The organism is Bacillus sp. NPDC060175, assembly GCF_042728695.1.
Classification (GTDB): domain Bacteria; phylum Bacillota; class Bacilli; order Bacillales; family Bacillaceae_G; genus Bacillus_A.
This window is the reverse complement of record NZ_JBHWYR010000054.1, coordinates 1-15292: the sequence shown is the minus strand read 5'-3', so window position 1 is coordinate 15292 and position 15292 is coordinate 1. Positions and strand designations below refer to the sequence as shown.

General features: G+C 33.5%; 16 protein-coding genes and 4 pseudogenes. 12 read left to right on the top strand and 8 right to left on the bottom strand.

The genetic code is table 11. The annotated features are described in order from the left end of the window. Positions 1-125: 125 nt before the first annotated feature. Positions 126-524: pseudogene (locus tag ACFWDE_RS22290) on the bottom strand (TniB family NTP-binding protein); the annotation flags it as partial. A gap of 305 nt (positions 525-829) precedes the next feature. Between ACFWDE_RS22290 and ACFWDE_RS22285 the strand changes: the two are divergent. The 6 genes from ACFWDE_RS22285 to ACFWDE_RS22260 all read left to right on the top strand — a co-directional run bounded on the left by ACFWDE_RS22285 (position 830) and on the right by ACFWDE_RS22260 (position 5284). Beyond that, positions 830-2047, top strand: a complete 1218-nt coding sequence (locus tag ACFWDE_RS22285) for a right-handed parallel beta-helix repeat-containing protein (protein ID WP_377894782.1) — start codon at positions 830-832, stop codon at positions 2045-2047. Continuing rightward, complete coding sequence (locus ACFWDE_RS22280; protein ID WP_377894752.1) at positions 2047-2553, top strand: nitrous oxide reductase accessory protein NosL; 507 nt, start codon at positions 2047-2049, stop codon at positions 2551-2553. The genes ACFWDE_RS22285 and ACFWDE_RS22280 overlap by 1 nt, the downstream gene beginning before the upstream one ends. Before the next feature lie 82 nt (positions 2554-2635). Continuing rightward, positions 2636-3448 carry an ABC transporter permease gene (locus ACFWDE_RS22275; RefSeq protein WP_377894751.1) on the top strand — a complete coding sequence of 271 codons (813 nt, stop codon included), beginning with the start codon at positions 2636-2638 and terminating at the stop codon, positions 3446-3448. After that, a complete protein-coding gene (locus ACFWDE_RS22270; RefSeq protein WP_377894750.1) occupies positions 3445-4140 on the top strand; it encodes an ABC transporter ATP-binding protein in 696 nt (231 codons plus the stop codon). Before ACFWDE_RS22275 ends, ACFWDE_RS22270 begins: the two co-directional genes overlap by 4 nt. Positions 4141-4268: 128 nt before the next feature. Beyond that, on the top strand, positions 4269-4853 hold the full coding sequence (locus ACFWDE_RS22265; RefSeq protein WP_002084603.1) for a recombinase family protein: 585 nt from the start codon (positions 4269-4271) through the stop codon (positions 4851-4853). Positions 4854-5005: 152 nt separating this feature from the next. After that, positions 5006-5284, top strand: a complete 279-nt coding sequence (locus tag ACFWDE_RS22260) for a hypothetical protein (protein ID WP_377894748.1) — start codon at positions 5006-5008, stop codon at positions 5282-5284. A 77-nt stretch (positions 5285-5361) separates the two neighbouring features. On the opposite strand, the gene ACFWDE_RS22255 is transcribed toward ACFWDE_RS22260, so the two are convergent. Beyond that, positions 5362-5583, bottom strand: a complete 222-nt coding sequence (locus ACFWDE_RS22255; RefSeq protein ID WP_215557192.1) for a hypothetical protein — start codon at positions 5581-5583, stop codon at positions 5362-5364. A 12-nt stretch (positions 5584-5595) separates the two neighbouring features. Continuing rightward, complete coding sequence (locus ACFWDE_RS22250) at positions 5596-5799, bottom strand: hypothetical protein (RefSeq protein ID WP_377894746.1); 204 nt, start codon at positions 5797-5799, stop codon at positions 5596-5598. Positions 5800-5941: 142 nt separating this feature from the next. Between ACFWDE_RS22250 and ACFWDE_RS22245 the strand changes: the two are divergent. Further along, positions 5942-6052, top strand: a pseudogene (locus ACFWDE_RS22245) (N-acetylmuramoyl-L-alanine amidase); the annotation flags it as partial. Here ACFWDE_RS22245 and ACFWDE_RS22240 read toward each other — a convergent pair. From ACFWDE_RS22240 to ACFWDE_RS22225, 4 genes and pseudogenes are all read right to left on the bottom strand, one after another. Further along, positions 6045-6647, bottom strand: a pseudogene (locus ACFWDE_RS22240) (IS4 family transposase); the annotation flags it as partial. The pseudogenes ACFWDE_RS22245 and ACFWDE_RS22240 overlap by 8 nt on opposite strands. Positions 6648-6768: 121 nt before the next feature. Then, positions 6769-6887 (bottom strand): annotated as a pseudogene (locus ACFWDE_RS22235) (IS6 family transposase); the annotation flags it as partial. 123 nt (positions 6888-7010) lie between these two features. Beyond that, positions 7011-7955 (bottom strand): acetyl-CoA carboxylase carboxyltransferase subunit alpha, encoded by a 945-nt coding sequence (locus ACFWDE_RS22230; RefSeq protein ID WP_377894745.1) that lies wholly within the window; start codon positions 7953-7955, stop codon positions 7011-7013. Positions 7956-7987: 32 nt separating this feature from the next. Continuing rightward, on the bottom strand, positions 7988-8434 hold the full coding sequence (locus ACFWDE_RS22225; RefSeq protein WP_000817662.1) for a MarR family winged helix-turn-helix transcriptional regulator: 447 nt from the start codon (positions 8432-8434) through the stop codon (positions 7988-7990). Between the two features lie 622 nt (positions 8435-9056). On the opposite strand from ACFWDE_RS22225, the gene ACFWDE_RS22220 reads away from it, so the two are divergent. The 5 genes from ACFWDE_RS22220 to ACFWDE_RS22200 all read left to right on the top strand — a co-directional run bounded on the left by ACFWDE_RS22220 (position 9057) and on the right by ACFWDE_RS22200 (position 14103). Further along, positions 9057-10169: an aminopeptidase gene (locus tag ACFWDE_RS22220; RefSeq protein WP_377894744.1), complete on the top strand. Its 1113-nt coding sequence runs from the start codon at positions 9057-9059 to the stop codon at positions 10167-10169. Positions 10170-10449: 280 nt separating this feature from the next. Then, positions 10450-11682, top strand: a complete 1233-nt coding sequence (locus ACFWDE_RS22215) for a DUF4073 domain-containing protein (protein ID WP_377894742.1) — start codon at positions 10450-10452, stop codon at positions 11680-11682. A 280-nt stretch (positions 11683-11962) separates the two neighbouring features. Beyond that, complete coding sequence (gene cuyA / locus ACFWDE_RS22210) at positions 11963-12958, top strand: D-cysteate sulfo-lyase (protein WP_377894740.1); 996 nt, start codon at positions 11963-11965, stop codon at positions 12956-12958. 138 nt (positions 12959-13096) lie between these two features. Next, positions 13097-13726: a class I SAM-dependent methyltransferase gene (locus ACFWDE_RS22205; protein WP_264538698.1), complete on the top strand. Its 630-nt coding sequence runs from the start codon at positions 13097-13099 to the stop codon at positions 13724-13726. 179 nt (positions 13727-13905) lie between these two features. After that, the gene (locus ACFWDE_RS22200) at positions 13906-14103 is read left to right on the top strand and encodes a hypothetical protein (RefSeq protein ID WP_002146774.1); all 198 of its coding nucleotides are present in this window, start codon (positions 13906-13908) and stop codon (positions 14101-14103) included. 39 nt (positions 14104-14142) lie between these two features. On the opposite strand, the gene ACFWDE_RS22195 is transcribed toward ACFWDE_RS22200, so the two are convergent. Beyond that, positions 14143-14745: a hypothetical protein gene (locus ACFWDE_RS22195; RefSeq protein WP_377894738.1), complete on the bottom strand. Its 603-nt coding sequence runs from the start codon at positions 14743-14745 to the stop codon at positions 14143-14145. Positions 14746-15292: the final 547 nt, after the last annotated feature.

The following is a 15292-nucleotide window of genomic DNA, read 5'->3' as shown; positions in this document are numbered from 1 at the left end:
CTTAAAATAGGTGCAAAATAACTCCTAAAGTGTAACTTTAGGAGTTATTTTGCATAGATTTTTAATGATAAATTGCATATAAAAAAGAGAAGTCTATAATTTTATAGACTTCTCTTTCTACTAGTTTACTCATTTTCTCCAATTACTAAAGAATCTCTTGCTACATCAATGACTTCTGTAGTGATTTTGTCTAAATGATTAATTTTCATTATTCTTTCAATTTGAGAGAATAATCGTTCAAGTAATCGAAAGTTTCCTCGACCCATCTTTATAATAATATTCACTGCTTCATAATCTTCAAAATCCTCATATTTTAGTTTATTCCCTAATTGCTCCCACTTATATGTTAAGATATGTTTCATTTCTGTTGGAGTTAATTTTTTAAATTCATGAATAAAACCTACTCTTGAGTATAGCTGAGGATAACGTGATAATCTTTTTTCAATTCCTGGCATACCAATAAACACCATACCTACGTTGTGCTGGTCATAGATATCTCTGAGAATTTCAAGTGTCGGAAACTTCTTGACTGGGTTTAAATAAATATCGTATGTATAATTACCAATAAATAAGTTGTAGGTATTGGCTTCTTTAAACAAACTTATTTGTTTAAAGATCATGTTCTAATGAAGTGTAGTGGCTCTTTTACCTTCAGGTATAATCTTATATGTATCACAAAAACTACGTTTATTTTTCACAAATTTCACACAAATTATTGGTATTCTCTTCTATAGTGATAACTAATAGCTTCGAGAGAAGGGAACTGTATATGAAAAAAATTTGTTCTTTTCTTCTGTTATTTTTAGTTTTTTGTTTTCCATGAGTAAGTATTCATGCGGAGTCTACATTACAATCAAAAATTGACGCGGCTTCCCCATATGAAACAATTACATTAGAAAATAGAGCTTATAATGAAACAATCAAAATATCGAAACCAATTACAATACAAGGAGATAAAAATACTAAAATAATCTCTTGTGGTAAAGATCCTGTCATTACAATAAATAAGGAAAACATTATCCTTAAAGATTTGAAAATAGAACAATGTAATGATAATACAGATCAGCCAGCGATATTTGTATCGGGAGATAAGCACTACATCAATGGATTGGAAATTCACGCATCATACATGGGGATTAAGCTAGAAGATGCTAGTAATATAAAAATTGAGAACAGTATAATTGTTGGACAAAAACGGGCTAATGGAATTGATTTATGGCAATCCAATCGTAATCTTATAGAGAATATCAAAATCCAAAATGTCCGTGATGGTATTTATTTAGAACAAAGCAACAATAATACAATAAAGGAAAATACAGTCGGGCAGTCTCGTTATGGCATTCATCTTATGTATTCTGATAGAACGGTTGTTGAAAAAAATATATCAAAAGAAAATACAACAGGTGCTATGATTATGGGAACAAAGGAAACATCTGTAGTAGGAAATCACTTTATTGACAATAAAAGTAATGTTCATGCACAAGGCATATTACTATATGATGCGATAAAAACAAACATTTCGAAAAATGAAATTGCTAATAATAGGGTAGGGATTTATGTAGAAAAGGCAAAGCATAATACTATTATGAGTAATTCAATTTCTAATAATTTTATCGGATTACAATTTAAAGATGCCCGTGAGAATGAATTTACTCAAAATGTAATGATAGGGAATGTTAATGAATCGCAAGCTGCACAAAGCAGGCAAAATAATATCTATAAAAATTATTGGGATGCTTCTTTAAAAGTAGATACAGACGGTTCAGGTATTAGTAATATTCCATACAAAGCAGATGCCTATTTTCTTTTGTTAACACAAGATACTCCGGAATATCAGTTGTTCTTTCAATCACCAGGGATGCGTATTTTACAAAGTTTTATAAAAATTCCAGATCAATCTTTATTGCTAGACAAAGAGCCTAGTATGAGGCCTAAAATTGTTCTGCAAAAAGGGGGGGGAATTAGATTTCAGTCTAACATTTTGGTTGTAAGTGTAAGCATATTACTAATGGGAAGTATATTGTTCATTTTAGGGAGGAAAAATTGATGAGAGTTAAGTATATATTATTTGCTATTTGTTTATGTATGGTATTTGCCGTAGTAGGATGTGGTAAGAAAGAAACAAAACCGGTTGCTATTAACGAAAAAAATGATAAGTGTGATGTTTGTAATATGGCAGTAATGGATAATCAATTTGCAACTGAGGTTATTTTAGAAAATGGAAAAGCTTTAAAATTTGATGATATTGGTTGTATGTATAAATGGATGGATGAACATAAAAATGAAAAAAAACAAGAGAAATTTGTAAGAGATTATAATACAAAAGATTGGGTTGCAGTGGATAAAGCTACATATGTATATGACAAATCAATTAAAACGCCAATGGCTTATAATGTAATTTCTTTTAAAGAAAAGAAAGATGCGGACAGCTTTGTAGAAAAACATACTGGGGAAATCCTTTCTTCTAAAGAACTAGCAGAACATAAATGGGAAATGAATAAAGAAATGATGGGAAAAGAAAAGAAAGACCATAGTAGTGGACATTCTCATTAATAAGAGAGTATTGCTATGAACAAAATAGTTAGAAAAAGACAACCAAAGTTGGTTGTCTTTTTCGGTAGAGAGGTGAATAGGTATGTGGAATATATTATATTCGGAATGGCGTAGTGCAGTAAGGGGTAAATTTGCATACATGTTTTTGTTTCTTTGGATAACTATATTTTCTCTAATATTTGTTATGGAAAGAAGTACCCCGCCTTTAGCTGGTTATACAAATGTAACAGGGACAATGGTAAACCTTATTTTATATATTGTGCCATTACTTATGTTAATTATAGGAGCATTCTCTATCGCAGGTGAGGTAGAAAATGGAAAATGGAGACTTTTATGCACGTATCCTTTAAAAAGTACCGCATATGTAATAGGTAAAACAATAGGTCAATTTATAGCGCAAACAGCTATTTTTTCAATGAGTTTTGGAGTAAGTATAATAATTGGATTAGTAAGCGGTAGTAATTTTGATATGTTTTGGGTGGTAGCAACGTATATCTTCTCTGTTTTATTAATTTTTTTATTTTTATTACTGGGAATAACAATCGGTTCTTTTTCTATAACGAGGTGGCAAGCTTTAGCGATAAGTATTGTAGTTTGGTTCTTTCTTATTATGATGTGGCCAACAGCTTTAATTAGTGTTCTTAATTTTGTTCCATATTCAATGATTGCACCATTAATAAAAATGTTATTGTTTTGCAACCCAGCGGAATTTCTTCGAATTATATTTGTAATTCAATTAGGTGGTGGAGCAATATTTGGGCAAGTATATGATCAATTGGTAATGATTTTTCAAAGTAAAGCTGTTATTTGGATTCTATTAATATACTGCATTATCTATACAATCGTGTTCTTGTTTGTGGCGGGGTGGCAAATGGAGAGGAGAAGAAAAAAATGACAGTATTAAATCTCAACGAAGTATGTAAAAGATATAAAAAGAAATTAGCATTATCTCCAATCTCATTTCAAAGTAAAGAAGGAGAGTGTATCGTATTATGCGGTGGGAATGGAGCTGGGAAAAGTACGCTCCTTGATATAATTGCTGGAATTACAACACCTACAACTGGTACCGTTCAATTAGGTAATATAGAATTACAGAAAGATAGAAAACAGTATGTGAGTGAAATAGGTTATATGCCAGATGATTTTCATGCACAGCAAGATATGACAGTTCAAGAATTCTTATTGTTTTATGCTGCTTTTCGTAATATAGGAAAAGAAAAAGTACAAGCTGTTATTCAAACAATAGGATTAAATGAAAAACAAAATGAACGCTTATATAGATTATCTAAAGGAATGAGACAGAGGCTTTTATTTGGACAGGCGTGTCTTGGAAACCCTAAAATTTTGATACTAGACGAACCGACAAATGGGCTGGATCCGTATTGGGTAGATGAGTTTTTAACAATATTAAAGACATTAAAGAGAAATGGTACCATGGTTATTTTTTCCACACACATGATGGATGTAGCCGCTGAAATTGGTGATCGGATACTCTTTATGAAAGAAGGAAAAATCATACAAGAAATAAAAAATGATGGAGATTTAGAAAATTTAACGATAACATTATTACAAATGCATAGAAGATAAATTGCACATAAAAGAGTGAACGGATTTATCATACTTCTCAACGTCCTGTTTACATATACGGAAAATAAATGGTGTTATGTACTTAGAATTAATTTCCGAACACGTTAACGGACGAAGGGGAAGATATTATGATAATTGGTTATGCTCGTGTTTCTACACAAGAACAAAATTTAGCTAGGCAGTTGAAACAGCTAAATGATTATGGATGTGATCATGTGTATGAAGAGAAAACAAGCGGAGCAACAACAAACAGAGAAGAACTACAATTGATGCTCGATAGTTTAAAAGAAGGTGACACGATTGTTGTTACTGATTTAACTCGTATTAGTCGTAGCACAAAGGATTTATTTGAACTAATTGAGGTTATTAAGAGTAAAGGAGCTTCAATTAAATCTATAAAAGATACATGGCTTGATACTACGAGTGATAATCCATACAGTACTTTCTTACTTACTGTAATGGCTGGTGTTAACCAGTTAGAAAGGGACTTGCTTAAGATGCGCCAACGAGAAGGCATAGACCTTGCTAAACAACGTGGCGTATATAAGGGAAGGCCTAAAAAATACGGTGATAAAAACCCTAAAATGGAGCATGCTTTAGAGCTGCTTGCCAATCGTGAAGAGAACGGATATACAGTTAAGAAAATATGTGAAGTAACTGGTGTAAGCCGTACTGTTCTTTATGAAAGAGCGAAAGAAAAGGGGATTATGTAGATTTTAAAGTAGCGAATCTGCTACTTTTTATTTTATAAAATAAATTGTTTCTGAGTAGAAATGAAAATAGGGGTTTGCCTTAAGCATTTAATTATAATCAAGAATATGAGTATAGAAACAGGTTGATTTTTGTAATGACGGAGGGGATTGTTGTGGACATAACTCAAAGTGTGGCAAGAATAGTGGTTAATGGGAAAGACCTTCCGTTCACTTCAGTTCAAACCTCTGCATGGAATCATGGGCCTGTAAATGATTTAATCGTTTCGACGAATCAGAGAGTGAATGAGCTTTATCAATTCATGTGGGCACAAGTACCAGTTACGATCTCGGTGTATTTTCTTCAAGGGGCGGACTTAATGAGATTCGCTAGGATTGCTGGAATTAATGAACGTGTAACGGGAGAATATATATATCATTTCATTTGGGGATAAGAAGAATTCAAAGTAGCTTAACAGCTGCTTTTTATTTTGCATACAAAAAAAGGAAACCGCAAAGGGTCCCTTTTATATTACGCTGCCTTATAATTTTTATTTTTAATCCTATTTCTAGTATCCATAAATGCGGCGAATGTCGCTATAGCACTACCTAAATCATAAACCGGGAATTTGTGGGCAAAAGCAAGTCCTACAATGAAATTGTAGCTGTATATAAAGCATGTAATGCCAAACAACCATAACATGAACTTCAAATCTTTTAAGCTCAATCTATAATTCTTAATTTTTTTCCACATATGTATCAACTCCTATTGTTCTGAGGTTCTATAGTTTTTCTTGTTGATCTCTCGCATGTTTACGATAAAGAATAGAAGGAAGATAACAGCTGCGATGCCATTAACCCAGTAGTACGTATGTCCCATTGTGAATCCATCATAGAAGGAATAGGCATTCCAAATTATAAGGATTACTGAGCAGATAGTAGAGGTCAATAATGAACCAAAACTTCTCATGATTTTCACCTCGATTCAAAGTTTTAGAACTTTTTATACAATTATACATTTAAATAAAAAGATTTACAAAAGGAATTACCATAAGGAGGAGTTATGACGAGTTACTTCCTACGTATGCGCTATAACGGGACAAATTGTTGGGAATGATGGAGGAAACGGCGGTTCTAATGGTGGATATCAATACGTTAAGTCAGGTGGATCCTTAGATGAAGATATTCAAGCTATGGCAGAACGAGGAATAAAAGGTAGCCTAAATCCCGAATACATAGGTTACCAGGGCGTAATGTTGATAAACACTCTGTTCCAAAGGTTTTATCATTATTTTTCCCTGGTTCCACTTGGAAATTTAAAAACTGACCACTATGTAAATCATATTCTAACTGGATTTTTATACCCGCTGTTTGTGCACAACCACCTGATCCAGGATATACATTGGCCAAGTGTTTTGGTACGTGAAAAATGGTTGCATCTAAAATACGAATTCGCTGAAAATAGGTAAGTGAAGCACTTGGAATTGCTGACTTTCCACAAACTTTATTTTTTAATAATGTGGAGAAAATATGTTTCAAAAAGAACACTGCCTTTTTATTAAAGCGCTTATTTAGTCCTTCAGGACTCATAAGAGTTCCTGTTGATGCATGTAGCTGACTACACAATCGGACTAATGAATCACTCGCTACTCGTTGACTAATCCAGACACATATAGTAGCTAAATCATACCCTGAAAATTTACGTTTTCGTTTTACAAAACCTAGCTCTCTAGCGAGATTTTCCAAAAATGAAGGGATAAGATGTTCATATAATTCTTCAGCAAATAATTGTAATTCGTCAGAAATTGATAGATACATACAAAAACGCCATCCTTTCCTATGATTCTACAGAAAGAATAGCGTATTTTTTGGTTCTGGTGCAAAGGTAGTGGAAAAGAAAATATAACATATATATTTCTAGCATAATGGTAGGATAATCCTGGTTCCTCATCATTTCTACTAAATCACGAAAAATTAAGTTGTACCGTACCAACGTACAGTTAACAAAATAATATCTTGCTGATAATGCTTCCATTTGAACAAATTTTCCTTTTCCATACCGATCACACATCTTTTGTAGAGTAATAGTATCAGCATATCCCAGTTTAAGAGGTTACTTACAAAATATTTAGAATTTTTTTGCGAGAATCATCCGAAATGTAATACGGACTTTAAATATTTTCATTTATAATTCTCTATTTGTCTATACTTTTCATATCGCTGTTGTATAAGCTCTTCCGAGGATAATAGTATCAATTTTTTTAGAGATGATTCGATTACAGATTCAATCATTTTTGCCTGTGATTTTATATCATTTTGTGCTCCACCTTTAATTTCAGGAATGATTTCATCAATAATTCCTAAATGTTTTAAATCTTTTGCTGAAATTTTCATATGTTCAGCAGCTTCTGGAGCATACTTAGCGTCCTTCCATAGGATAGATGCTGCTCCTTCTGGCGAAATTACCGAGTACCATGAATACTCTAACATATGGATATGGTTACCGACACTAATGCCAAGAGCTCCACCACTTGATGCCTCTCCAATTACAATACAAACAATTGGCACTTTAAGTGTAGCCATTTCAAATAGATTTCGAGCTATCGCTTCAGAAATTCCACGTTCTTCAGACCCTTTCCCTGGATAGGCGCCTATTGTATCAATAAATGTAATAATAGGGCGATTAAATTTATCAGCTTGTTTCATAAGTCTTAGCGCTTTTCTATAACCTTCTGGATGTGCCATTCCAAAATTTCTTTCTATACTTTCCTTTGTATTTCTACCTCTTTGATGACCAATAACCGTAACGGGCATCCCTTTAAATTTTGCAATACCACCTATCATTGCTTTATCATCACCATATAATCGATCACCATGAAGTTCGAGAAAGTTTGTAAACAATAAAGGTATATAGTCCAATGTCGTGGGCCGGTTACGTAGCCTTGCAATTTGAACTCGTTGAAAAGGTGTAATATTAGAATAAATTTTATCTTGCATTTTATTTAAACGTTTTTCTAATACATGAATTTCTGACGATAAATCTACATTATTTTCTTTCATAATTTTCTTAAATTCATCAAATTTCTCTTTTAATTCAATAATAGGACGTTCAAAATCCAAACTCATTTTATCCTCCAAATGTTATGATTTACCTCACTCTAATCAAAAGGCTTAGAAATAGAATCAATAAATAATTCAAAACCATCCACAACTATTTTTTGTTCTGATTCTGATAAATTATTGAGAATACTTTGATAAAATGTAATGGATTGCTCTCTTAAGCAATTAACAGTTATGTGACCTTTTTCTGTGAGGTGCAGAAAAAGTTCTCTTCTATTTTTTTCATTTACTTCACGATAAATAAGCCCCTTTTTTACTAACTTATCTACCAATCTACTTACAGTTGAAGTCTCTAATCTAAGTTTATTGGATAGTTGCCAAACAGTTAATTTTTCCACCTCTAGTTCCTCTAACGCCATCATTTGAGAAGTTGGTAAAGGTTTTTCAAATGGTCCATTGGGCAAATTTTGAGATTCAAAAACCCCAGTTATTATAATCATTTTCTTAATATCTGTTCTTAGTTTTAAGGCATCTTCTCTTTTCAAAAAGGTCACCCTCCTACAACTAATGTATCATACATCAATTGTATTATACATGAATATGATTTTTTCACAAGCTTAACGTAAGCCAATATTACAACATGGACGAGATATTTCTTCTTGTTAAAATGGTATAAGTGGATTGTTTTCTACAAATGGCAGAACATCAATTATGTATCAGGGGCCTTTATGGGGTACCGCTCATCGCAATCAAGCTAAGAAAATAAAACTACCCCAAAAACGAAATTTTGTGATAACTTGTAACAAAAAACTCATAATTTTTGGGGGGAATTCTAAATTCTTAAGTTGATGGGCATGGGGTAGTTGCAGCTATAGGTATTTTTATCCTTTCAATTATTTTTATATATTTTAACCCTTATAGCAATCAAATGCTTGATAAGGAAGTATATATCACTGTATTTTTCATATTTTTGCTGCCTTCTTTTTTGGCAGTAATTGCGGCAGTTGCTAGGAAAAAGACTTTTATGATTGCTTGTAGCATTTGGTTGTTACCAGGATCTTTTTACTTTGGGATAGCAGTGATTCCGGGTGTTTGGAATTTATATATTGTTTTTCTAATTATTTATTTTATATCTATTGCTAGGATCAAAAAGGAGAGAAGAGTTTAATGAGGAGAGAATTATCTAAATTAGCAGATGTATTAGTGAATCATTCGACTAAAGTTAAACCTAACGATCAAGTGTTGATTCAAAGTGTTACTGAAATAGATCCTATGGTAGTTCGCGAAATTATTAAAGCTGTTGAAAAAGCAGGGGGATATGCGCATGTATCAATGCGTGACGTTTCTGTTACGAGGCAATTGATTTTGTCAGGATCAGAAGAACAATTTAAGTTATTTGCAGATTGGGAATGTTATCGCTTAAGTAAGATGCAAGTATATATTAATCTCCGTAGTCCTAGAAATGCATATGAATTAGCAGATGTACCATCAGAAAAAATGAAATTATATCAAAAGATATTTGGAAAAGCTCATAGTGAAGCAGTGTATAAAACAAGATGGGTGACAACTCGAATTCCGAATGCAGCTTCTGCGCAAGAAGCGAATATGAGTACTGAGGCTTATGAAAAATTTTATTTTGATGTATGTACGCTAGATTATAATAAGATGTCGAAAGCAATGGATCCGCTAAAAGAATTAATGGAAAAGACAAAACAAGTAAAGATTATTGGGGAAGGTACAGATTTGAAATTTTCAATTGAAGGAATTGGTGTTTTAAAAGGAGATGGCACAGATAATATACCTGATGGTGAAATATATACAGCACCTGTCAAAGATTCAGTAAATGGAGTAATAACATTTAATACAGTATCTGTTCAACAAGGTTTTGCGTTTCAAAATATAAAGTTACATATTAAGCATGGGAAAATAATAGAGGTATACGCAAACGATACAGAGCGAATAAATCAAATTCTTGATACGGATGAGGGAGCAAGATATATTGGAGAATTTGCACTAGCTTTTAATCCTTATATATTACAACCGATGAATAATACGTTATTTGATGAAAAAATAAATGGTAGTTTTCATCTAGCAATTGGAGATTCGTTACAAGGTGCAGACAACGGGAATAAATCAGCGATACATTGGGATTTAGTAAATATTCAAAGGCCAGAGTATGGCGGGGGTGAAATTTGGTTTGATGACGTACTGATTAGAAAAGATGGGAATTTCGTTTTACCAGAGTTGTTCGAATTAAATGAAGAAAATTTGAAAAGGTAAAGTATTTTATTGAGAGTGTGTAAAGTAGATTAAAACACAACATATCAAACTAAGCGATTGATTGTATAACTTTACATTCAGTTAATATCAATAGGTAAATAGAAAAATTGACGCCAATTGTTAAACGGATAGTGTAAAAAAGACAAAATCTCTTAAAAAATACTTAAATTTTTACTCCATCTATCTTTACAATCCCTCCTTATAATGTGAATTGGACAAGCATCTAAGAGAAAGCAGAACATGTCAGTTTATACATTCTATTATTAGGGGGAGAAATTGTATGAAAAAGGCAGTTGCTTCATTAGCTGTTGTGGCGGCATTATTACCGACGTTTTCAGCACATGCGGAAGGGAAAGAGCAAGTCCGGAAATCAGCTACAACTTTTAACGTTATTAGTGATATTCAAGGGGATTTAGGGGATTTTGATCACGTATTAAAAGATATGAACAAAGTGACGCCACTTTCTAGAGCACTTATTATGAATGGGGATATAACGCCAACTGGACAGCAGTCACAATATGATGATGTGAAGCGTGTGTTAAACAAAAATAAGCACCCGGAGAATGTATGGTCAACGGTTGGGAATCATGAGTTTTATGCCGGGAAATGGAAAGCTGATGGAACATTAGCTCAAAATACATGGCCAAATGGTGTACCGGAAGAAACACTATTCAACCGCTACTTGCAATTTAGCGGGCAAGAAAAGGTATATCATAAAAAAGAATTAGACGGTTATCCGCTTTTATTTTTAGGAACTGAAAAATATATGAAATACCACGATTCAAAAATGTGGGATGAAGTATATATGAGTGATGAACAATTAGGATGGTTAAAACAAAATTTAGAAGAATATAGTCAAAAAGATAAAAATAAGCCAATTTTCATTTTCTCTCATCACGTTTTACCTGATACGGTATCTGGATCAAGACAAAATCCGTATTTACAAGACTATTTAAACGTTGATAAATTGTACGATATATTAAAAGATTATCCGCAAGTTGTTTTCTTCACGAGCCATACACATTGGGATTTAAACTTACCAGACTGGGCTGGTAAAAAGAAAATTGCAGGCGGAGATGAAAAAGGTTTCACTGTTGTAAATACAGGCGGTATTGAAACAGGCTGGATGTCAGCTGGACCAAATGGTGGAGAGAAGACTGCTCCAGATGGATATTCATTTAAACAAGGATTACAAATAAAAGCATACGGTAACGATGTAATCGTAACGGCTTATGATTATAAACGTGATAAGGGCATAAAAAACTTATTAATTAGTGATGCAAAAATCGCACAAATGGCACCAGATGTAACGGTGGATGATAGAAATAATGTAATCGTTGGTGCAACAGAATATATGGAGTACTCTGTAGAAGGAACGAACGAGTGGCATACGTATAATCCATCAAAACCCCAAAAGCTTGATGGAGACAAGATTGTATATGTACGCCATAAAGGAGAAATGAATTTAGAGGCAGGATTAACGCAGCTTCTTCGTTTTTCGGCAAATAAGTGATTGGAGAGAGCCCGCATTTAAATGCGGGGGCTCTTTTTTGATTGATGAGAAGAGGGTTTTACATGTCATTTTTTGTAGGTAAGTCGATATTCTATGTCGAATCGCCGATAAAAATTAAGAATCGGTCGATAAATTTGAATTATCGCTGATATAATTTCATTTACCGTACCGAAATTAAAATTCCCTACAATTTTAATCCAGAAAGGTGACTTCATCATTTTTACATGTAATAATAGTATGGTTACATATATTGTGAAAGAAGTACAAAAGGAGCGTTACAATGAATTTAGCTAAATTTCCGAGAAAAAAATATACAGAATCATATACACCAATTGAAAAATTAAACAATTTTTCTGAGGCACTTGGTGGACCAACCATTTATTTTAAACGAGATGATTTACTTGGTTTAACAGCTGGTGGTAATAAGACGAGAAAGTTAGAATTTCTAGTTGCAGATGCACAGGTGAAAGGTGCAGATACGTTAATTACAGCGGGTGGTATTCAGTCAAACCATTGCCGTTTAACACTTGCAGCTGCGGTAAAAGAGAAAATGAAATGTATTCTTGTGTTAGAAGAAGGGCTTGAGCCAGAAGAAAAGCCCGACTTTAACGGAAACTATTTCTTATATCATTTATTAGGTGCTGAAAACGTAATTGTTGTGCCAAACGGAACAGACCTTATGGAAGAGATGCATAAAGTAGCGCAAGAAGTAAGTGAAAAAGGTAATACACCATATGTAATTCCAGTTGGTGGATCAAACCCTACTGGCGCAATGGGATACGTTGCTTGTGCGCAAGAAATTATGGCACAATCATTTGAGCAAGGAATTGATTTCAGTTCAGTTGTTTGCGTAAGCGGTAGCGCTGGTATGCATGCTGGCTTAATTACTGGTTTTTCCGGAACGCAAAGTAACATTCCTGTAATCGGAATCAACGTAAGTAGAGGAAAAGCGGAGCAAGAAGAGAAAGTTGCAAAACTTGTAGATGAAACTTCAGCTCACGTTGGTATTCCAAACTCTATTTCACGTGAAGCAGTTACATGCTTTGATGAATATGTAGGACCAGGATATGCGTTACCAACACCAGAAATGGTTGAAGCAGTTCAGTTACTTGCGAAAACAGAAGGTATTTTACTTGATCCTGTGTATACAGGTAAAGCAGTAGCGGGACTAATTGACTTAATTCGAAAAGGTAAATTTAATAAAGAAGATAATATTTTATTCGTACATTCAGGTGGTTCACCAGCTTTATATGCGAATACGTCTTTATTTGCGTAAGGGTAAAAAAGCATTGGGTATCCAATGCTTTTTGTTTTGAATTAACATTGAAATTTGATACAATTTCGTGAATATGCGATGTTTTTTCAACGTTTATTAGTAAACAACGATATACATGTTTATAAAGGAGATTGAACTATGACAGAATTTTGGGAAGCGAGTTTTATAGAAAATCAAATGATGTGGGGATTTGAAGCTTCAGACTCCGCAATTTTGACGAAGGACTTTTTCCTTGAAAAGAAAGTGAAGGATATATTGATTCCTGGTATTGGATATGGAAGAAATGCAAAGGTTTTTATTGATAACGGAATAGGTGTAACAGGTATTGAAATTTCTAAAACAGCGATTGAACTGGCAAGGGAAAATGAACTTAATGCTGATTTCTTCCATGGTTCAGTAACTGATATGCCATTTGATAGCAAACTGTATGACGGTATATTTTGTTATGCACTGATTCATTTATTGAATGAGGATGAGAGGGAGAAGTTTATTAAAGATTGCTATAACCAATTAAAACCAAACGGATATATGATTTTTACTACTATTTCAAAAGAAGCCCCAATGTTTGGAAAGGGCAAACAACTGGGTAAAGACTACTTCGAGATAATGGAAGGGGTAAAAATGTATTTCTATGATATTGACTCGGTAAAACAAGACTTTGGAAAATATGGACTGATAGAAACTACGGAAATTGTTGAGCCACATAAGAATGCGGAAAATAAGCCTCCATTTAAATTTATAATGATCAAGTGTCAAAAAAAACTTTAATTACATAATAGAAACACCGAAATAGAAGCGAAAGCTGTGGTATATCAAATTTGGATTAGTTCTAGTAAGTATAAAGCAGAAGTAATGGTGGGAGATAATCGGTATGCTCAATTAACAGAAAAAAAGCAGCCACTTTGTTTGAGATTATTACAGGTGAGACGTTATCTGAATAAAAGTATATGATTGATTTTGCTCTTTTTATTGGTGTTCCATCACTTGCAGGCCTATTCATTTTATCAGCAACAGCATTTATTTTAGCTGGCATTGTACTTTTTATTATGTTTTGCCCAGATCCATTAGATATTTCAAAAAAGATATTAGCTTATAAAAAGAAATTTGAGAAGACTAAATCAATGGAAAAGGAAATATTTTGTTGAAATGTCTGGGATACGGACCTATTCTCTCGCTCTAATTAACTAAAAGAAGAACTTGCCCATGCCAATTAGACTACTAATCATTCCTATTCCATTCATGGTGCCTTTTCCTACTGTAAGTAAGTTTCCAAACATTCCCGGCTGGCCGTTACCTCCGTTATTCCCCCATCCCATGGGATTTACCTGTCCTCCCCAGCCTGTAGGTTTTCCAAAAACACCCCAGTTATTGGTACTAAAATTAAAAGGATTGGCTGGCGGTGATAGCAAAGCGGTAAGATGCCCTTGTGCGAACATCCCCGTATGATTGAATGGGTGGGCCCAAGGAAAGAGGGATTTTTGAAAATTGAAACCTGCATGGCCGGCTAATGGAGCCCAACTAGCAGGATGTCCTTGGGGCATCATCCCCGCATAATTGTTTGGCTGGCCCCAAGAGAAGGGGGAGGGCTGAGGATTGAAACCAGTATAATCGGCTGATGAATTCCAGCCAACCGGATAGATTCGAAAACTCCAATTCTCAGGAATCCCAAGACCATTTATTCCCTCAGCTTTGGTTATTTGGGGCTGTGAATATAATGATGATATTGAAATTTGGTTATTATATAGTTGCCCGTTCCCCTTTGAATTCAAATACCAATATTGGTGCATACGCTTATTCCCCTCACTTTAAAAATGTAATGTTAGACTTAGCCTATGTAATATTCCTTTTTATGGATGGTTAAATAACTAGATCTACAAGCCCATATTTAAAGGAATGGGTGCGTGGACTTGTTGATTTATTATCAAGTGAAGGAAAAAAACCTAAACGACAAACTTTGTGAAGAAAGTTCATTCGTTTGTTCGTAATTTTTTCATAGATTCTTGCAATTTGTAATCTAATTATCTTTTGATTTTTTAGAACCTTTCTTTTTGCGTAACAAAGACTTCTTTAAAGGTTAATCTATTTTCAGCTTTTCTCACCCATTTAGGAATTTCGTATGATAAGAAAACTTTTTTACAAAGAAATGCTTATTTCTTGTAAGTTAAATAGCTTATTTTTCATTTAACATTTCCGACATTAAGGACAAGCAATGAATTATCAAATAGCCAACAGCACTAATTGCTATAAGAATGAAAAGAATAAGTTCTATTGTAACAGGCATTTTATCTAATCCTAATCCCTTAATTGGTTTTTTTGCATAATAATTCTATTATA